At 72.2% G+C, this 19281-nt stretch carries 17 protein-coding genes; 8 read left to right on the top strand and 9 right to left on the bottom strand.

Annotated elements, in window-relative coordinates; genetic code table 11:
• Nucleotides 1-192 precede the first annotated feature (192 nt).
• Nucleotides 193-591 carry an STAS domain-containing protein gene (locus AB0K36_RS20105; protein ID WP_364596025.1) on the top strand — a complete coding sequence of 133 codons (399 nt, stop codon included), beginning with the start codon at nt 193-195 and terminating at the stop codon, nt 589-591.
• Nucleotides 592-604: 13 nt separating this feature from the next.
• Entirely contained in the window at nt 605-1057 is a 453-nt protein-coding gene (locus AB0K36_RS20100) for an ATP-binding protein (protein WP_364596023.1), read from the top strand.
• Here the strand turns inward: AB0K36_RS20100 and AB0K36_RS20095 are convergent.
• Nucleotides 1020-1943, bottom strand: a complete 924-nt coding sequence (locus AB0K36_RS20095) for a SigB/SigF/SigG family RNA polymerase sigma factor (RefSeq protein WP_364596020.1) — start codon at nt 1941-1943, stop codon at nt 1020-1022. The two genes, AB0K36_RS20100 and AB0K36_RS20095, sit on opposite strands and share 38 nt — an antisense overlap.
• 128 nt (nt 1944-2071) lie before the next feature.
• On the opposite strand from AB0K36_RS20095, the gene AB0K36_RS20090 reads away from it, so the two are divergent.
• Nucleotides 2072-2491 (top strand): ATP-binding protein, encoded by a 420-nt coding sequence (locus AB0K36_RS20090; RefSeq protein ID WP_364596017.1) that lies wholly within the window; start codon nt 2072-2074, stop codon nt 2489-2491.
• 153 nt (nt 2492-2644) lie between these two features.
• Complete coding sequence (locus AB0K36_RS20085; RefSeq protein ID WP_364596014.1) at nt 2645-5587, top strand: HAMP domain-containing protein; 2943 nt, start codon at nt 2645-2647, stop codon at nt 5585-5587.
• 39 nt (nt 5588-5626) lie between these two features.
• Here the strand turns inward: AB0K36_RS20085 and AB0K36_RS20080 are convergent, their stop codons facing one another.
• The gene (locus AB0K36_RS20080) at nt 5627-7933 is read right to left on the bottom strand and encodes a SpoIIE family protein phosphatase (protein WP_364596011.1); all 2307 of its coding nucleotides are present in this window, start codon (nt 7931-7933) and stop codon (nt 5627-5629) included.
• A gap of 279 nt (nt 7934-8212) precedes the next feature.
• Between AB0K36_RS20080 and AB0K36_RS20075 the strand changes: the two genes are divergently transcribed.
• On the top strand, nt 8213-8536 hold the full coding sequence (locus AB0K36_RS20075; RefSeq protein ID WP_189472948.1) for a plasmid stabilization protein: 324 nt from the start codon (nt 8213-8215) through the stop codon (nt 8534-8536).
• A gap of 159 nt (nt 8537-8695) precedes the next feature.
• Here AB0K36_RS20075 and AB0K36_RS20070 read toward each other — a convergent pair whose 3' ends face one another.
• Together AB0K36_RS20070 and AB0K36_RS20065 are read right to left on the bottom strand one after the other, a co-directional pair.
• Nucleotides 8696-9370 carry an endonuclease gene (locus AB0K36_RS20070; protein WP_364596008.1) on the bottom strand — a complete coding sequence of 225 codons (675 nt, stop codon included), beginning with the start codon at nt 9368-9370 and terminating at the stop codon, nt 8696-8698.
• Entirely contained in the window at nt 9367-10491 is a 1125-nt protein-coding gene (locus AB0K36_RS20065; protein WP_189472944.1) for a baeRF2 domain-containing protein, read from the bottom strand. Before AB0K36_RS20065 ends, AB0K36_RS20070 begins: the two co-directional genes overlap by 4 nt.
• Before the next feature lie 100 nt (nt 10492-10591).
• Between AB0K36_RS20065 and AB0K36_RS20060 the strand changes: the two genes are divergently transcribed.
• Nucleotides 10592-10837 carry a DUF6158 family protein gene (locus AB0K36_RS20060; RefSeq protein ID WP_364596005.1) on the top strand — a complete coding sequence of 82 codons (246 nt, stop codon included), beginning with the start codon at nt 10592-10594 and terminating at the stop codon, nt 10835-10837.
• A gap of 121 nt (nt 10838-10958) precedes the next feature.
• Here AB0K36_RS20060 and AB0K36_RS20055 read toward each other — a convergent pair whose 3' ends face one another.
• From AB0K36_RS20055 to AB0K36_RS20035, 5 genes are all read right to left on the bottom strand, one after another.
• Nucleotides 10959-11516: a type 1 glutamine amidotransferase domain-containing protein gene (locus AB0K36_RS20055; RefSeq protein WP_364596002.1), complete on the bottom strand. Its 558-nt coding sequence runs from the start codon at nt 11514-11516 to the stop codon at nt 10959-10961.
• Nucleotides 11517-11518: 2 nt separating this feature from the next.
• Nucleotides 11519-11947 (bottom strand): CBS domain-containing protein, encoded by a 429-nt coding sequence (locus AB0K36_RS20050; RefSeq protein WP_189472938.1) that lies wholly within the window; start codon nt 11945-11947, stop codon nt 11519-11521.
• Between the two features lie 234 nt (nt 11948-12181).
• Entirely contained in the window at nt 12182-13183 is a 1002-nt protein-coding gene (gene meaB / locus AB0K36_RS20045) for a methylmalonyl Co-A mutase-associated GTPase MeaB (protein ID WP_364595999.1), read from the bottom strand.
• 8 nt (nt 13184-13191) lie between these two features.
• Nucleotides 13192-15402, bottom strand: coding sequence for a methylmalonyl-CoA mutase (gene scpA, locus AB0K36_RS20040; protein ID WP_364595996.1), 2211 nt, complete (start codon nt 15400-15402; stop codon nt 13192-13194).
• Nucleotides 15402-17285, bottom strand: coding sequence for a methylmalonyl-CoA mutase family protein (locus tag AB0K36_RS20035; protein WP_364595993.1), 1884 nt, complete (start codon nt 17283-17285; stop codon nt 15402-15404). Before AB0K36_RS20035 ends, scpA begins: the two co-directional genes overlap by 1 nt.
• Nucleotides 17286-17512: 227 nt before the next feature.
• Between AB0K36_RS20035 and AB0K36_RS20030 the strand changes: the two genes are divergently transcribed.
• Nucleotides 17513-17740, top strand: coding sequence for a DUF6458 family protein (locus tag AB0K36_RS20030; RefSeq protein WP_189472929.1), 228 nt, complete (start codon nt 17513-17515; stop codon nt 17738-17740).
• Between the two features lie 215 nt (nt 17741-17955).
• Entirely contained in the window at nt 17956-19281 is a 1326-nt protein-coding gene (locus tag AB0K36_RS20025; protein ID WP_364595989.1) for an NAD(P)/FAD-dependent oxidoreductase, read from the top strand.

The raw sequence follows: 19281 nt of genomic DNA, 5'->3' as shown, positions 1-19281 counted from the left end.
GATGTCGCGCCGGGCGGCCGGGCTTTCCCCGTCCGATGTCGCGGCCGCACTTCGGCAAGCGGCCCTCCCGGTGCGGCAGGACGGCGGTGTGGCGCCGTCGACGACGGGTACCCGAAGGGTCGCAGGTGGCCGCTGCCAAGCAATGCGGCAATAGTCGGAATGCCGGTACGAGTGCCGAGGAGGCTGGAACCCATGGTCTCGCGAGCCACCACGCCGCCGGGGGAGGAATCCGCCGCCGGAGGCGAGCGGTTCGGCGTCGCCGCGGCACGGCGGGGCGACACCGTCGTCCTCTCCCTGAGCGGTGAGCTCGACCACGACACGGCCGACCCCCTGCGGGAGGCCATCGAGGAGCATCTGCGCAAGGGCGCCAAGCGGATCCTCGTCGACTGCGCCGGCCTGGACTTCTGCGACTCCACCGGGCTGAACGTCCTGCTGCACGGGCGGCTGGCCGCCCAGGAGACGGACGCACGGGTGGAACTCGCCGGCATGCGGCCCCCTGTGGCGCGCATGTTCGAGATCACGGGGGCACATGCGGTGTTCCGGGTGCACGCCGGCGTGGACGAGGCGCTGGCGGACGAGCCGTCGACCTGACGGAGGAGGCCTGATGACCACGGGCCCCGGAGGGCACGGGCAGACCCGCCGGCTGGCGCTGTTCGGCACGAAAGGGGTCGTCAGCCGGTGTCGTGACTTCACCGAGCAGGCGCTGGCCGACTGGGGATGGACGGCGGCCGGCCCCGAAGGACCCAGCGACGTCGTGGAGGACGTGCTGCTGCTCGTGTCCGAGCTGGTGACGAACGCCTGCCTGCACGCGGGCGGACCCCAGGAGCTGGTGCTCAGCAGGTCGGCCGGGTGGCTGCGGGTGGAGGTGGCCGACGCCGACCCGCGCCGCCCCCGGCGCAAGGTGCAGAACGACCTCTCCCGGCCGGGCGGCCACGGGCTGCTCATCATGGAGCGGCTGGCGCACAGCTGGGGCTCGGAGCCCCGCGGCACGGGGAAGGTCGTCTGGCTGGAGGTGCGGCTCAGTCCCGCACGGGGACAGCGGACGAGTCGTCCATGATCCCGGCCCGCAGCTTCTCGAGGATGCGTGCCAGCAGACGCGACACGTGCATCTGGGAGATGCCCAGGCGTTCGCCGATCTCCGACTGCGTCAGCTCCTCACGGAAGCGCAGCGACAGGATCAGTCTGTCGCGCTCGTCCAGCGTGGCGATGAGCGGCTTGAGCGCCTCGAGGGAGTCGATGATGTCGAAGGCGGGATCGTCGATGCCGAGGCGCCTGGTGACGGCGTTGGACGCGTCCTCGTCGTTCACCGTGGCGTCGAGGGACTGCGCGGTGTAGCCGTTGGACGCGCGCTCGCCCTCCACCACCTCCTCCTCGCTGACGTGGAGGTACGCGGCCAGCTCGGTGGTGGTGGGCCTGCGGCCCAGCCGCTGCTCCAGGACGTCGAGCGCCTTGGCGAGGTCGATCCGCAGCTCCTGGAGCCGGCGCGGCACCCGCACCGACCAGCTGGAGTCCCGGAAGAACCGTTTGATCTCACCGATCACGGTCGGGAGTGCGAACGAGGCGAACTCGACCTCGCGTTCCAGGTCGAAGCGGTTGATCGCCTTGATCAGACCGATCGTCCCGACCTGGATGATGTCCTCCATCGGTTCGGCCCGGTTGGCGAACCGGAGCGCCGCGAACTTGACGAGGCTCAGATTGAGTTCCACCAGTGTGTTGCGGACATAGGAGTACTCGGGTGTGCCCTCTTCCAGATCGGCGAGCCGGGCGAACAGCGTGGTCGACAGTGCGCGGGCGTCCATGGGGCTGACGGCCCGCGGGTCGGGGATCTCGGGGAGGCTGTCGGGAACGGGGCGCCGGTCCGCCGCGAGGAGCGGCTCCGGGCCGCCGGGGGATTCGGGGGTTCCACCGGGGACGGGCTGCCGGGTGTGGGTCGAGCTGGACATCGAGGCTCCTTCGACGGGGCGGAGGCCGGCGCTGTCGGGTGCAGCGGGACCGTCGGGCGAGCTTCTTATGTACTGATGATTCCCCTTTGAGGTGCTTTGAAGCAATTGTTCGGGGGCACGCGATTCATATGGAACGGGCGTCTGAGCAGATCTCCGTCAGCCGCCGCTTTCCCCTCGACGGTGGGCAGGGTGTGGTGGCCCGGTGCCGTGATCTGACGCGCGAGGCCCTGGACGACTGGTTCACCCTGTCCGGCCCGGACGGACGTGTCCGGGCCCAGGACGCACTGCTGCTCGTGTCCGAGGTGGTCACCAACGCGTGCACGCACGGTGGCTCCCCGTACGAGCTGCGGATCGACCGCGGCCCCGGCCGGATCCGGGTCCAGGTCAGCGATACGGGCGCGGCCCGTCCGCGGCCCCGAGGCCCGCACCACCCGGCCCGGGCCTCCGGACACGGTCTGTATCTGCTGGACCGGCTGTCGGACGAGTGGGGATGGGCACCTCGTGGGACGGGTAAGGCCGTCTGGTTCGTCGTCACGGTCCCCGAGTGAACCCCTCCGCCCGGCGGACGTCCCGCGTCGAGCGGCCCGCCGCCGGGGTGTCGTGACATGGCCCGCGTGCCACAGTGGAGAAGGCCGTGGGCGACGCCGCTTCCGCGGTGACCCGGCCACGGCGCCGTACGTCACGACAGCGCGAGGTCTGCGATGGACGCGTCCAGCAGTACGCCCGAGCCCCTACGGGGCCGGCCTCCCGCGGAGCTGAGCGAGGAGGGACTCACCAAGTTGCTGGCCGGGCTCACCGCCGTGCGCGACGGTGACCTCTCCGTCCGGCTGCCCTATGACTCCGGTCTGCTCGGCGAGATCGCCGGCATCTACAACGGCATGGTGGACCAGCTCTCCCTCGTCACCTCCGAGGTGACGAGGGTCGCCCGGGAGGTCGGCGGACAGGGTCTGCTCGGCGGCCAGGCCAGGGAGCCGCAGGTCAAGGGCGTGTGGTGGGAGCTCACCTCCGGCGTCAACACCATGGCCGACAACCTCACCTCCCAGGTCCGCTCCATCGCGCAGGTCGCCACCGCCGTGGCCCGCGGCGACCTCACGCAGAAGATCAGGGTCGACGCGCGGGGCGAGATCCTGGAGCTGAAGGAGACCATCAACACGATGGTCGACCGGCTCTCCTCGTTCGCGGAGGAGGTCTCCAGGGTCGCCCGCGAGGTCGGGACCGACGGGAACCTCGGCGGCCAGGCCACCGTGCGCGGTGTCTCCGGTACCTGGAAGGACCTCACCGACAACGTCAACTCGATGGCGAACAACCTCACCAACCAGGTCCGCAACATCGCCCAGGTCACCACGGCGGTCGCCCGCGGCGACCTCACCAGAAGGATCGACGTCGACGCGCGGGGCGAGATCCTCGAGCTCAAGACCACCATCAACACCATGGTCGACCAGCTCTCCTCGTTCGCGGCCGAGGTCACCAGGGTCGCCCGTGAGGTCGGCAGCGAAGGACGACTGGGCGGGCAGGCCGAGGTCGAGGGAGTCTCCGGCACCTGGAAGCGGCTCACGGAGAACGTCAACGAACTCGCCGGGAACCTGACCCGCCAGGTGCGCGCCATCGCCGAGGTCACCAGCGCGGTCGCCGAGGGAGACCTCACCCGCTCCATCACCGTCGAGGCGCCCGGCGAGGTCGGCGACCTCAAGGACAACATCAACGCCATGGTCGAGTCGCTGCGGGCGACGATCCGCGCCAACGAGGAACAGGACTGGCTCAAGACCAACCTCGCCCGGATCTCCGGCCTCATGCAGGGCACCAGGAGCCTGACCAAGGTGGCCGAGCTGATCATGGACGAGGTGCCGCCCCTGGTCCGCGCCCAGTACGGCGGATTCTTCCTCGCCGAGGAGGGCGAGGAGGGGACCGAACTCGTCATGATCGCCGCGTACGGGGCCCAGGACGGCCTGGCCGGCCAGGGCCGCCGTATCCGGCTGGGCCAGTCCCTGGTGGGGCAGGCCGCCCGCAGCAGGCGCACGATCGAGGTGCACGACCTGCCGCCGGGCTACGCGACGGTCTTCTCCGGCACCGGCCGGACCGACCCGAGCCACCTCGTCGTGCTGCCCGTCGTCCTCGAGGACCAGCTTCTGGGCGTCGTCGAACTCGCCGCCGTACAGCCCCTGACGGTCGTCCACCGCGACTTCCTCGACCAGTTCATCGAGTCGGTCGGCGTGAACGTCAGCTCGCTGATCGCCAACACCCGCACCGACGAGCTGCTCGACAGGTCCCAGCGGCTGACCGCGGAACTCAGCAACCGTTCCAGGGAACTCCAGGCGCGCCAGGAGGAGTTGCAGCGCTCCAACGCCGAACTCAAGGAGAAGGCGGCGCTGCTCGCCGACCGCAACCGCGACATCGAACGCAAGAACCTGGAGATCGAACAGGCCCGCCAGGAGCTGGAGGCCCGCGCGCAGCAGCTGTCCCGGACCTCGATGTACAAGTCCGAGTTCCTGGCCAACATGAGCCACGAACTGCGCACACCGCTCAACAGCCTGCTGATCCTGGCGCAGTTGCTCGCACAGAACCTCGAGGGCAATCTCACCGAGAAGCAGGTGGACTACGCCGAGGTCATCCACTCCGCGGGCTCCGACCTGCTCCAGCTGATCAACGACATCCTCGACCTGTCCAAGGTCGAGGCCGGCAAGATGCCCGTCCACCCCGCGGCCTTCCCCCTCAGCGGTCTCATGGAGCACGTCGAGTCCACGTTCCGGCCCGTGGCGACGGAGCGCGAGCTCACCTTCGAGGCCGTGGCGGAGCCGGACGCGCCGCAGTGGCTGACCACCGACGAGTCCCGGCTCCGCCAGGTGCTGCGCAACCTGCTCTCGAACGCGCTGAAGTTCACCGACCAGGGGCGGGTCCAGCTGCGGGTCGCCCTCGCGGGCGAGGAGGAGGTGCCCTCGTCGCTGCGGGACTCCGGGCCCGTCGTCGCCTTCCGCGTCACCGACACCGGCATCGGCATCCCCGCCGACCGGCTGGAGAGCATGTTCGGCGCCTTCCAGCAGGGCGACGGAACCACCTCCCGCCACTACGGCGGCACCGGTCTCGGTCTGTCGATCAGCAGGGAGGTCGCCCGGCTGCTGGGCGGCACCATCGAGGCGCGGAGCACCCTCGGACGCGGCAGCTGCTTCACCCTGTACCTGCCGGTCCACCGCCGCGGTTCCACCCAGGCCGAACCCGGTGACGCGAACGGCGGACCGGGCGCCGCCGGCACCGGGCCCGTCGCACCGGTGAGGGACCGTACGGTCCTGGTGGTCGACGACGACACACGCAACGTCTTCGCGCTCACCGAACTGCTCGAGCACGAAGGGGTGCGCGTCATCACGGCGGACAACGGCAGGACCGGCATCGAGCTGGTGCGGACCCGCCACGACATCGGCCTCGTCGTGATGGACGTGATGATGGCCGGGACCGACGGCTACTCCGCCATGGAGGCGATCAGGAAACTGCCGCACGCCGCCGATGTGCCGATCATCGTCGTCACCGCGAAGGCGATGGCGGGCGACCGGGCGGAGGCGCTGGCCGCGGGAGCGGACGACTACGTGTCCAAGCCGGTCGACGCCGACCAGCTCGTGGCGAAGATCCGGCTCTGGCTGGAACAGGGCCGCTGACGGGCGCCCCACCGGTGCACCGCTCCCGCGGCGGGGACCTCAGCCGACACGCACGGCGATCAGACTGGTGTCGTCGTCCGTGTCCCCGGTCGCATCCCGCAGCAGCTGGTCCACCTGCTCGTCGACCTGACAGGCGGTGAGCTTCTCGGCCGTGCGGCGCAACGCCGCCAGACCCTCGTCGAGGCCGTCGTGGCGGCGCTCGATGAGTCCGTCGGTGAAGAGCAGCAGCGTGTCCCCCCGGCGCAACTGCGTCGTCGCCTCCCGGTAGACGGGCGCGGGCGTCGCGCCGAGCAGGATGTCCTGCGGGGGGTCCAGCAGCCGGGCCGTGCCATGACGCAGCAGCAGGATCGGCAGATGGCCGGCGCTCGCCCAGCGCAGCGTCCGGTCGCCCGGGTCGTACAGCGCGCACAGCGCCGTGGCCGTGGGATGCCCGGCGGTGTGCAGGGTGACCTCGTTCAGCCAGGCCATCAGCCGGGCGGGGGAGTGGCCGGTGAAAGCCAGGCCGCGCAGCGCGTTGCGCAGGGCGACCATGCCGGTGGCCGAGTCGATCCCGTGGCCCGCGATGTCGCCGACCGCCATCAGCACCTTCCCGTCGGGCAGCGGCAGGATGTCGTACCAGTCGCCGCCGACCCGGTACTCCTGCGCCGCCGGACGGTAGCGGGCCGCCACGCTCAGCCCCGGCAGCTTCGTCAGCGACGGCATCTCGGGGACGATCGCCTGCTGGAGCTGGAGCACCAGCCGGTGCCGCAGCGTCGCCTGCGCGCGCACGGCCGTGAGCTGGTCGAACGTCGCCGTCAGCGCGACCTCCGTGTGGTACTCGGCCGAGATGTCCTGGTAGACGCCGGTGATCCCGCACAGGTCGGCCCCGTCCAGCAACGGCTCCGCGGCGATCCGCACATGGCGCAGCCCGCCGTCGTGGCGGACCACGCGGACGACGGCCGCGGCACCCTTGCGCCGGTCGACCAGATCGGTGAGGAGCTCGCGCAGCTCACCCGCGTCGTCCGGGTGCACACGCGGTTCCAGCTCGGTCAGCGGGACCGGATCGGAGCCGAAGGGCATCCCGAAGATCGCGTACGTCTGCTCCGTCCAGGTGGACCGGCCGGAGCCGAAGTCGTCCTCGAAGAGCGCCAGGCCCCGCAGCCTGCCGACGGCCCGTCCGCCCGCCGTGCGGTGGTCGCTCCGCGTGTGCCACAGCACGACGGTGCGGTCGTCGCCGGCCGGCAGCACCCGTACGTCCACCAGCGGCGCCCCGGTGCCCGACCTGTGTTCGGCGGGCAGTCGCGCGGCCCGCTGCGGGGTGCTCGCGTGCCGGGCCCTGCGCGACATGGCCTCGAGATCGACATGGAGCAGCGGGAACGCGGCCTCCACGGGCCGCCCCACCGCCCGGTGCGAGCCGCCCAGCGCGTCGCCGGCCGGACCGTTGACATGCTCGACGACCAGGGCCCCGGTCCGAGGATCACGTACGAGGGTCATCGCCGGATGGGTCAGCGCGTCCAGCAGATCATCCAGTACGGGCTGCTCGGACGGCGTCACCTCCTCGGCCGCCAGTACCCGCGCCGCGACCTCGACCAGGCCCGTGAGCGCGCCCCGCAGGGAGCCGTCCAGGTCGGCGGCGGCGGGCCACACGGCGAGCGCCAGTCCCACGGTCCTCCCCCGCAACCGGAGCGGGAACAGCGCGCGGGCCGCGCTGTCCGAGGGGCCGGGCAGCGTCTCTCCCTCCGGAGGACCCGTCGGCAGCCATACCGGCGCTGCGTCCGCGAACGCGGCGCGGACCGGTGCCGGGGCCGCCGGAGGGATCCACTGCCACTGCGACGCCTCGAGGGCGCTCACCCCCGCGTGACCCGCGAGCCGCAGGCACCCGGACCCGTTCAGCCGCCACAGCCACAGCGCCTCCACACCGAGCGGCCGCAATCCGCCCTCCAGCAGCGTGTCCGCGCCTTTTGACACGGTCGCGGCGGCCTCGGCGGCCGTGACCACCTGGCGCAGCCGGCGCGCCTCGGCCGGCGGCGGAAGGCTTTCCTCCTGTGCGTCGTCCGGACCGGCCGCCGTCGACGCGGGCGCGGTGACGGCGATGCTGCCGGCCACGCCGTTCACGATGTCGGCGGCGATGTCCTCGCGGCTCAGGGAGGCGGACTCGGCGAGACGGGCGAGATGCTCCGCGGCCTCCGAGGGCGCCAGGCGCAGCTGGGCGGCGAGGATCCCGGTGGCCAGATCGGTCAGGTGACGCCGGGACAGTTCCTCGCGGAGTGCGGCGTTCTCCTCGCCGAGGCGGTCGACGAACGACGCCTGTTCGCTCCGCCCGCCGCCCGCGGGTCCTTCGGCACGCAGGACCACGACCACTCCCATCTCGAGCAGTCAGTGCGACCAGACCAGCGGGTGATCGCGCCCGGTCAGGATTTTACGCGCGCTGGTCGGGCCCGGCAGAAGTCGTGCGCCCACCCTCGCGGCGGGCTCCGCGAAGTGACCGGCAGGCCGCCGGAATGTCCGTCGGGGCGGGGGGGTACACGCAGTACCCGATCGGCCGCGCCCCGAGTCGCGGCGATTGCGGCCCATCCGGGCGCGGCGCACGGTGGAGGGGTTGGTTTCCCGTCCCCGGTCACAAGGTCCGGTCGCTAAGGAGTGGTCATGCCACGCGGTTCGAGTTCCAAGAGGGAACGACAGTACGAACACATCAAGGAGGGGGCCGAGGAACGCGGAGCGAGCGAGAAGCGCGCGAAGGAGATGGCCGCCCGCACGGTCAACAAGGAGCGTGCCCGCTCGGGCGAGTCCAAGAGCGCGAGCAAGACGTCCACGCAGGACATGTCGTCCTCGCGGCGCGGCGGCAAGCGTTCGCAGAGCGGCTCGGAAGGGCCCACGTACGACCAGCTGTACGCGGAGGCGCAGCGGCGGAACGTGCACGGTCGCTCCTCCATGAACAAGGATGAGCTCAAGCGGTCACTGGGCAAGTGACCGGCCCGGCACCGATGCCGGACGCCTCGGGAGGCCGCGGCGTCCGGCATCCGCATGTCCGGGCCGGTCCGTCGCCGGGTTCGCCTCGGGCCCTTGCCGTCCGCCGTCGCCACTTCGCCCACCCGCCGCGCTCACCGGCGGCCGGGTACCCGGTACCTCTCAGGCCGCGGCGTGTTCCTTCACCGAACCGGCGAGTTCCTTGTCGAGTGCGGCCCGCACCAGCCCTGCCGCCAGGTGCGCCGCGTCGGCGTCCGCCAGTTTCAACAGCGTCCCCGGGTCGTCGGCGACCCCGAGGCGGCGGGCGCCCTGCAGGGCCTTCTCGTCCAGCAGCGGCCCGGCCTCCGGCCACACGGCCTGCACCTCGCGGAGGAAGATGTCCGCGCCCGCCGGACCGATACCAGGGACCTCCCGCAACAGGCGGCGCAGCTCGTCGACGTCGCCGTCGGCCTGTTTCCGCATCCGCCGCAGATCGCCGCCGTACCGTTCGATCAGGAGCTCCGCGCCGTCGCCCAGCTGCGTCGCGGTGCGCTCGTCGTAACGGCGGTAGCCACCGCGGCCGAGGGCGTCGACGCGCTCCTGCCACGACGCCTTCTTCATCGCCTCGGGGCTGCGCATCCCCGCGTCGCTCAGCTCACGGGCCGCCGCGACCGCCACCGAGGCCCGGATGCGCGCACTCAGCAGATGGGCGAGGACCAGCAGCCGGTACAGCGGTTGCGGGGTGTCCCGCAGATTGATCCCGGCCTCCTCCGCGTACGTACGCCCGTGGTCCTCGAGGAGCGTGTGCAGAACGGCGCGCTGCTGTTTGTCCTTGCCGCCGCTCCCTCGGCTGCTCATCGCCGTTCTCCTGCCTCGTACGGCCAGCGCAGAAGTGCGCCGAGGCCGCCCACCGGCACGTCGTGGGAGCCGTCGGCGGGGACGCTCTGCACCTCCGCGCCGGTCACCACCGCCGAGCGCAGCAGCGCGTCGTCGGCACGGGCCGCGGAGGGCCGGGTCTCGCCCAGGTACTGCGTCTCCGTGCGGCGCACGGCCAGCTGGTCGGGCTCGCTGCCGACCCAGACCTCGCGCTGCGTGTCGGCACCGTCCGGCCTCACGAACAGCTCGGCGATCCGGTGCTCGCGGGCGGCCTCCACCAGATCGGGGACGGTCTGCGCGACCGAGTCGTGGGCGGCGCGGAACCGGTCGAGCTCCCTGTCGGTGGTGCGCAGGGCGAGCTCGTGCAGTGCGCTCTCGATGTCCTTGCCCAGCAACCGGGTGGCCGCGCCCTCCGCCCGGCCGCCGTGCTCGGTCTCCACGGTGATCGGCCGCAGCTGGGGAGGCAGCTTGTCGTGGACCGCCCTGCGCTCACGTGCCCCGCCGGCCAGCACGATCAGGTCGGCCTTCACCTCTTGCTCGCAGGTGGCGATCGCGGCCGCGATCTCACCGGCGTTGTGCTCCCAGGTGTTCTCGACGCTCCGCTGGAAGTGCCACTCCGACCAGTCGTCACGTCCCGTTCGGTGAATCGGCCAGTCCCAGCCCTCGGCGTGGCCGGCGGGGCGGGCGGCGACCGGGGTGCGGACTTCCAGGTCCGCGCCGAGCCGGTCGATGTACGCGACCAGGCACACCGGTTCCCGCGCACCGAGGTCGAGCAGCGGCGACACGTGCGGCAGGGCGGACCACCGTACGTCCGCAGAGACGGCCGGGGGCGTGGCGAGCGGCGGGTCGAGGACCACCTGACCCGCGGTCGCGAAGACGGCGCGCCCGGCCCCGTGCGTCGGCCCCGGCCGTGACATCAGGGCGTCGTAGACAGCACGCCCGGTCGCGTCGTCGGCCCCTTGCCGTGCGAGGGAGTCGCACACATCGCGGGCCTGCAGCTCACGCCGCCTCGTGGTCGACTCGTTCTCCCATCCGGTGTCGAGATGAACGCTGGCCCATGGACCTGGACGCTCGTAGAGAGGGGTGAGAAACGACAGCTGCATGACTTCCTCCCTCGGAGGCCGGGTATCGCGTCACCAGCGGGTACCCGCAAGGTCAACCCACACACGCCACGACCAGCACGACTCGGAAGGGACGGTTGCCGTGAACGAGAGCGAGCACGGGCACAGGGGCGTCGACCCGGCGGACCTCAGCGAACAGGACCTGCTGCGGGAACTCGAGACCATCCACCGCAGCCGCCACGACACACTCCTCTACGGTTCGGCCGCCGCCCTGGAAGCGCACAATGTGCGGATGGCGGACCTGGAGGCCGAGTATCTGCGGCGCCACCCCGACCGGCCGGTGGCCGCGGGCCGAACCCGTTCCGGGGCCCGGGAAAGGACGCAGTGAACGTCCGCGAGACGGAGCAGGCCCCCGTGCGCCGGGGGCCTGCTCCGTGTGCCGCTGCCCGGGCCAGGCCGGCCTCGAGCGTGTGAACGCGCCGGGCGCGTCCACACGTGTGTCCGGCGGCTCAGCTGCTCGCGCCGACGCCGGAAGCCTTCGCGAACTCGGCGGTGAACGCGTCGCAGAACGCCTCGAGGTCACCCGGCTTGCGGCTGGTGATCAGCGTGCTCGGCGCCGCCTCGCAGACGCGCACCCGCTCGTCCACCCATTCCCCGCCGGCGTTGCGGATGTCGGTACGCAGGCTGGGCCACGAGGTGAGACTGCGGCCGCGCACCACGTCCGCCTCGATCAGCGTCCACGGCGCGTGGCAGATCGCGGCGACGGGCTTGCCCGCGTCGAAGAACGCCTTGACGAACGCCACGGCGTCCGCGTCCATGCGCAGCGCGTCGGGATTGGCCACACCACCGGGCAGCACCAGCCCGCCGAACTCGTCGACCGACGCGTCCGCGACCACCTGGTCGACGGGGAAGGTGTCCGCCTTGTCGAGGTGGTTGAACGCCTGCACCCGGCCGGGACGCGTCGACACCAGCTGAGGCTTGTCGCCGGAGTCCGACACCGCCTGCCAGGGCTCGGTGAGTTCGACCTGTTCCACTCCTTCATGGGCCGTCAGAAACGCGATCAGCATGATCAGCTCCTTTCGTTGTTGCTCTCGGCGACGCTGATCTCCGCCAGCGCGGAGTGCGGATCCTGGGCGGCGGCGAGGTCTCCGAGGCTCACCACGCCGAGCGGGCGGCCGTCCTCCACGACCGGCAGCCGGCGCACCGCGTGCGTGCGCATCAGCCGCACCGCGGACATCACGGAGTCGTCGGGGGCCACGCACACCGGGTCGGGGGTGCACGCGGAGGAGGCGCTGACGCCGGCGGGATCCGCGCCCTCGGCGACCGAGCGGAGGGTGATGTCCCGGTCGGTGAGCATCCCGACCACCGTGTCGCCGTCGGCGACCAGCACATCGCCGATGTCCAGGTCCCGCATCAGTCGCGCCGCCTCGACGAGTGAGGCGTCCGGCCGCACTGCCGCCACCCCGGCCGTCATGACTTCTCTCACGAGCTCTGCCATCGCTGTTCGCCTTCCACTCGTCCCTCACCAGCCCGTTCGGGGCGGCTGCCGGGGCCGGGTACCCAGCTCCACCGGCACCGACACGGGAAGAGACCGGGCGGGCGCGGCAGTTTCGGGCAGTCAGGTTTGGACCCGCGGAGGGCGGGGACCCGAAGATCGGCCGAGCGGCCATGGGATGGGAGAACGGGCCGGGTGCGCGGATCGGCGGAACCGCGCACCCGGCTCCGCCATGCGCTACGGCTGCCGCGACTCCGGCTGTGCGAATGCCTCGAGGATCCGCTCGGCGGCCAGCGTGGCGGTCAGCTGCCCGCCACGGACCTGCTCCTCGAGACCGGCCGTCAGCTCCCGCACCCCCGGGTGCCTGCGCAGCCGGTCCAGGAGCGTGTCGTGGACCATCGCCCACGTCCAGCCGATCTGCTGCTCGCGGCGCTTGGCGTCGAGAGCGCCGGTCGAACCCAGGACCGTACGGTGCTGTTCCAGGCGCTCCCACACCGCTTCCAGCCCGGTGCCCTCCCGGGCGCTGCACGACAGCACGGGCGGGGTCCAGGCGGCGTCGGCCGGGTTCATGAGACGCAGGGCCCCGGCGAGTTCGCGGGCCGCGGAGCGGGCGTCGCGTTCGTGCGGACCGTCGGCCTTGTTGACGGCGATCACGTCGGCCAGTTCCAGCACGCCCTTCTTGATGCCCTGCAACTGGTCACCGGTGCGGGCGAGGCTGAGCAGCAGGAACGAGTCGACCATGTCCGCCACGGCGGTCTCCGACTGGCCGACGCCCACCGTCTCCACCAGCACGACGTCGTAGCCCGCGGCCTCCATCACCACCATCGTCTCCCGGGTGGCCTTGGCGACCCCGCCCAGCGTCCCCGAGCTGGGTGAGGGGCGTACGAACGCCGCCGGGTCCACCGCCAGGCGCTCCATCCGGGTCTTGTCGCCCAGGATCGAGCCGCCGGTGCGGGTGGACGACGGGTCGACGGCGAGGACCGCCACACGGTGTCCGAGCCCCGTGAGCATCGAGCCGAGCGCGTCGATGAAGGTGGACTTGCCGACGCCGGGCACCCCGCTGATGCCCACCCGCCTGGCCGCCCCGGCGAACGGCAGCAGCTCGGTCAGCAGCCGCTGCGCGAGCGCCCGGTGGTCCGGGCGGGTCGACTCCACCAGCGTGACGGCGCGGGCGATGTACGCCCGCGAACCGTCCCGCACGCCCTTCACATAGGCGTCGATGTCGATCTTCGGTGGCATGCGCGGACCTACGGCAACTCGTGGCCGAGCGAACCGGCCAGGGTCCGAACCAGGTCCCTCGCGGCGTCGGGGATCACCGTTCCCGGCGGGAACACCGCCGCGGCTCCGGCCTCGTGCAGCGCCGGGACGTCCTGCGGCGGGATCACACCGCCGACGACGATCATGATGTCCTCGCGGCCCTCCGCCGCCAGCTGCTCGCGCAGCGCCGGCACCAGCGTCAGGTGTCCGGCCGCCAGCGACGAGACGCCGACGATGTGGACGTCCGCCTCGACCGCCTGCCGCGCGACCTCGGCCGGCGTCTGGAACAGCGGGCCGACGTCCACGTCGAAGCCGAGGTCGGCGAACGCGGTCGCGATCACCTTCTGGCCCCGGTCGTGCCCGTCCTGGCCCATCTTGGCGACCAGGATGCGCGGCCGCCGGCCCTCCGCCTCCTCGAACTCCCCGACCAGGGCACGGGTCGCGTCCACCGCGGGCGACATGCCTGCCTCGTTCCTGTACACACCCGAGATCGTACGGATCTGGCCGGAGTGCCTGCCGTACACCTTCTCCAGGGCGTCGGAGATCTCCCCGACGGTCGCCATCGCGCGGGCCGCGTCCACGGCCAGCGCCAGCAGATTGCCCTCGAGACCGCCGTCCGCCACATGACCGGCCGCCGCGGCCGCGGTCAGGGCGCGCAGCGCGTCCTGACAGGCGGCCTCGTCGCGCTCCGCGCGCAGCCGCCGCAGCTTCTCGATCTGCTGGGCCCGCACCTGGGAGTTGTCGACCTTGAGCACGTCGATCTGCTCGTCGGACTCCACCCGGTACTTGTTCACCCCGATCACCGGCTGACGCCCGGAGTCGATACGTGCCTGGGTGCGCGCCGCGGCCTCCTCGATGCGGAGCTTGGGGATGCCGGCGTCGATGGCCTTCGCCATGCCGCCCGCGGCCTCGACCTCCTCGATGTGCCGCCAGGCGCGCCGGGCCAGGTCGTGCGTCAGCTTCTCGACGTACGCGCTGCCGCCCCACGGGTCGATGACCCGGCAGGTGCCCGACTCCTGCTGGAGCAGCAGCTGGGTGTTGCGGGCGATGCGCGCGGAGAAGTCGGTCGGCAGGGCCAGCGCCTCGTCGAGGGCGTTGGTGTGCAGCGACTGGGTGTGCCCCTGCGTTGCCGCCATCGCCTCGACACAGGTGCGCGTGACGTTGTTGAAGACGTCCTGGGCCGTCAGCGACCAGCCGGAGGTCTGCGAATGGGTGCGCAGCGACAGCGACTTCGGGTTCTTCGGGTCGAAGCCCTTCACCAGCTTCGCCCACAGCAGCCGTGCCGCCCGCAGCTTCGCGACCTCCATGAAGAAGTTCATGCCGATCGCCCAGAAGAACGACAGCCGGGGCGCGAACGCGTCCACGTCCATGCCCGCCCCGATACCGGCCCGCAGGTACTCCATGCCGTCGGCGAGCGTGTACGCGAGCTCCAGGTCGGCCGTGGCCCCGGCCTCCTGGATGTGGTAGCCGGAGATGGAGATCGAGTTGTAGCGCGGCATCTTCTGCGCCGTGTACGCGAAGATGTCCGAGATGATCCGCATCGACGGGCCGGGCGGATAGATGTAGGTGTTGCGGACCATGAACTCTTTGAGGATGTCGTTCTGGATGGTCCCCGCGAGCCTCGAAGCCGGAACGCCCTGCTCCTCCGCGGCCACGATGTACAGCGCGAGGACGGGCAGCACCGCCCCGTTCATCGTCATCGACACGCTCATGCGGTCCAGCGGGATGCCGTCGAACAGCTGCCGCATGTCGTAGATCGAGTCGATCGCCACACCGGCCATGCCGACGTCGCCGGTGACCCGCGGGTGATCGCTGTCGTACCCGCGGTGCGTCGGCAGGTCGAACGCGACGGACAGGCCCTTCTGGCCCGCCGCCAGGTTGCGCCGGTAGAAGGCGTTCGACTCCTCGGCCGTGGAGAACCCGGCGTACTGCCGGATCGTCCAGGGCTGGTTGACGTACATCGTCGGGTACGGGCCGCGCAGATACGGCGCCACACCCGGATACGTACCGAGGAAGTCGACGCCGGCCAGGTCCGCGTCCGTGTACAGCGGTTTCACCGGAATGCCTTCCGGCGTCTCCCACACCAGCTCACCGGCCTCCTTGCCGGTGGCGGCCTCGAGCGCCGCGCGCCACTGCTTCTCGTCGGCCGTGCCCGCGGTGGCGGGACCCAGCTCGATCCCCGTGAAGTCCGGGATGCCCATCACGCCACTCCGATCCGGTCGAGGGCCCCGGTCAGCACGGCGACCGCGTCGCCGCCCGCGACGACGAACTCGTCGACCCCGGCCCTCTCGTACGTCTCACGCTGTTCGCCGGGCCGCCCGGCGAGGAACACCCGCAGAGCGCCGGCCGCCTTCAGGGCCGCGGCCACTGGCGCCGCCTGCTCCGCGTAGAGCGCGTCGCTGGAGCAGATGCACGCCACCTGCGCGCCGCTCGCCGTGAAGGCCGCCGCGGCCGAGGCCGCGTCGACACTCACCGGGTCCTGCACCGTTTCGATGCCGCCGGCCTGGAAGAGGTTGGCCGCGAAGCCCGCCCGCGCGGTGTGCGCGGACGCCGGGCCGAGCGCCGCGACGAACACCCTGGGCCGCGCGCCGGTCGCCGCCAGATGGGCGTCGGAACGGGCCCGCAGCTCCTCGAACGCCTCGTCGCGGCGGACCACCGGCAGGCCTCCCGCGGGCCGCCGCGGCGCCGGGTCACGTTCGACCGCCGGCTCACCGAGCAGCGGGAACTCGCTGACGCCCGTCACCGGTTCGCGGCGGGTGTCGAGCTTCTTGCGGCGGCTCTCCCACGTCGCGCCGAGGCGCTCGGCGACGAGTCCGCCGCGCAGCGCGGCGGCCTGGCCGCCGGCGCGCTCGATCTCCTGGAACCACGCCCAGGCCGCCCGGGCGAGCTCGTCCGTGAGCCGCTCCACGTACCAGGAGCCGCCGGCCGGGTCGACGACCCGGCCGAGGTGCGACTCCTCCAGCAAAATCGAGGAGGTGTTGCGGGCGATCCGGCGCGCGAACGCGTCCGGCAGGCCCAGCGCGTGGTCGAAGGGGAGCACAGTCACCGCGTCGGCGCCGCCCGCGCCGGCCGCCAGTGAGGCGACCGTCGTGCGCAGCATGTTCACCCACGGGTCCCGCCGCGTCATCATCACCGGGGAGGTCACGGCGTGCTGGCGCTGGGCGGCGCCGGCGCCGGTCACTCCGCACACCTCGGCGACGCGGGCCCACAGCCGGCGGGCCGCCCGCAGCTTGGCGATCGTCAGGAACTGGTCCGCGGAGGCCGCGTACCGGAACTCCAGCTGCCCGCAGGCCGCTTCGGCGTCCAGCCCGGCGGCGGTCAGGTCCCGCAGCCAGGAGACACCGGTGGCGAGCGAACAGCCCAGCTCCTGGGCGGCACTGGCGCCGGCCTCGTGGTACGGAAGGGCGTCGACGCTCACCACCCGCAGATTCGGATACGTGGCGTGGCAGAGCGCGGCGAGCTCGGCGGCGACGGCGGTCCGCTCCTTGATGTCCGCGTGGCGGCCGGTGCGTGCGGCGTGGCCCAGCGGGTCCGCGCCGAGATGGCCGAGCGCCGACTCCGGGGCCGTCGCCCGCTTCTCGTACAGACCGAGGAGTTCGCGTGCCGCGGCCTCGAAGTCGCCGCCCGCGTCCAGCACGACGGGAGCCAGGTCCAGGTGGACGCCCTCCAGGGCCGTGGCCAGACCGTCGACGGGCACGCCCGCGTCGCCGACGGCCAGCCACACGGAGGCCGCGCCGTTCTCCAGGTCGGCGAGGACCGCCTCGTTGGTCCGGGCCGGGTCCGGCCGCTCGTGACGCTGGCGTACGTCCCAGCCCGCGACCGAACCGCCTTCCGGAGTGGCGCCGCGGGTGAAGGGGGCGAAACCGGGGAAACCGGCCGAGTCGGCACCGCCGTCGGACGTGTAGAGAGGACGGGTGGTGATCCCGTCCTCCAGCGCCGTGGACAGTGCGTCCTCTGCCGCCGCGCCCGCCGCGTCCTTGCCTGCCTTGCGCAGTACGCCTTCGACCAGGCGCTGCCACTGCTCATGGGTCGCATCCGGAAACTCGGCGGCCAGTGAGAACCCGTCATCGGGGAGGACCGTCATGCCCCGGATGTTAGGTCAGTACCCACAGTCACAGCAGGTCCGGCGGCTGTGACCTTGCCCTCTCCGGGGCGCTCTTGATCCTTTGCGCCCGGTGCCCTATCCGCCGGCCGCCACGGGGCGGGGGCCGCTTGACCCATGCATGGCCCTACCTCAGGCGGGTACCCGCAACGGACCAGCTGACAGAGACAAGAACGGACCGGCTGAACTGACAGAAACAGGTGAGTCACATGGGTCTTGGCGGATGCATCATCCTGATCGCCGCCGGAGCGATTCTCACGTTCGCCACCGACTGGGAGGTGGAAGGCGCGAACCTCGACGTCGTCGGACTGATCCTCATGGCCGTCGGCATCATCGGAGTCGCCACGTTCACCAGCATCGCCCGGCGGCGGCGCGTGGTCGTGCCCCCCTCGACGCCGGTGGTGGAGGACAGGCCGAACCCCCGCACGTACGAATGAGGACAGGGCTCGCACGTACGCATGAGGACGGGCGTGAGCCCCGCGCGTACGGAAGCCGGAGCGGCGCGCGCACCGATGACCGCCGCCCGGAAACGGACGGGTCCGGCCCGGGCGTCAACGGGGCGTTCAGGGTTTGACCGGCGGCCGCGAGGGCACCCGGAGCGCGCTCGACGCGTAAGTCCCGTAACCGTTCACGTCTGAGAACGGAGCCGATCGTGAGCCGTTCCCGAGTCGTCGTCGTGGGAGCCGGGTTCGCCGGATTCCAGGCGGCCCGCACGCTCAGCCGGACCCTCCGCGACGATGCGGAGGTGGTCCTGCTCAACCCGACCGACTACTTCCTCTACCTGCCGCTCCTGCCGCAGGTGGCGGCCGGCATCCTCGAACCCCGCAGGGTCACCGTGTCCCTGCCCGGCTCGCTGCCGCGGGTCCGGCTGGTCCTGGGCCGGGCCACAGGGGTCGACCTGGACGGGCGGTACGTCCACTACGAAGACACCGAGGGAGGGACGGGCCGGCTCGGCTACGACCGGCTCGTCCTCGCCGTCGGCAGCGTCAACAAGCTGCTTCCCGTCCCCGGTGTCGCCGAACACGCGCACGGCTTCCGCGGGCTGCCGGAGGCCCTTTACCTCCGGGACCACGTCACCCGGCAGATGGAGATCTCCGCGACCGCGGAGACCATGGAGGAGCGCGCCGCACGCCGCACCTTCGTCGTCGTCGGGGCCGGCTACACCGGCACCGAAGTGGCCGCCCAGGGCGCCCTGTTCACCCGCGCGCTGGCGGACCGGCAGCGCACCGGCCACCCGGAGCCCCCGCCGCGCTGGATCCTGGTCGACATCGCGGAGCGGGTCCTTCCCGAGCTGGACCGCAGGCTCTCCGACACCGCCGACCGGGTGCTGCGCGAGCGGGGCGTCGAGGTCCGCACCAAGACCTCCGTCAAGGAGGCGACGGCGAACGGGGCCCTGTTCGACGACGGGGACGACATCGCCACCCGCACCCTCGTCTGGTGCGTGGGCGTGCGGCCCGACCCGCTCGTCTCCGAGGTCGGACTGCCCGTCGAGCGCGGACGGCTGGTCGTCGACTCCAGGCTCACCGTGCCCGGCCACCCCGAAGTCTTCGCGTGCGGCGACGCCGCCGCGGTCCCCGACGTGACCCGGCCGGGCGAGTACACGCCGATGACGGCCCAGCACGCCTCCCGTCAGGGCAGGACGGCCGGCCACAACGTCGCCGCCTCCCTCGGCCGCGGCACCCCCCGCGCCTACTCCCACCACGACCTCGGCTTCGCCGTCGACCTCGGAGGCGTCAAGGCCGCCGCGAATCCCCTCGGCGTGGCGCTGTCCGGGCCGCTCGCGGGCGCGGTCACCCGCGGCTACCACCTCGCCGCGATGCCCGGCAACCGGGTGCGCGTCGCTGCCGACTGGGCGCTCGACGCCGTACTGCCGCGCCAGGCGGTCCAGCTGGGGCTGGTGCGTTCCTGGTCGGTCCCGCTGGACACCGCTTCGCCCGAACTGGCGCGCGTCGGCGGCGCCCCTTCCAAGGAGCAGTGA

Source organism: Streptomyces kurssanovii, from assembly GCF_040677245.1.
Classification (GTDB): Bacteria; Actinomycetota; Actinomycetes; order Streptomycetales; family Streptomycetaceae; genus Streptomyces; species Streptomyces kurssanovii.
Note: the sequence above shows the minus strand (reverse complement) of the source record. Positions and strands in the feature narration are given on the sequence as shown.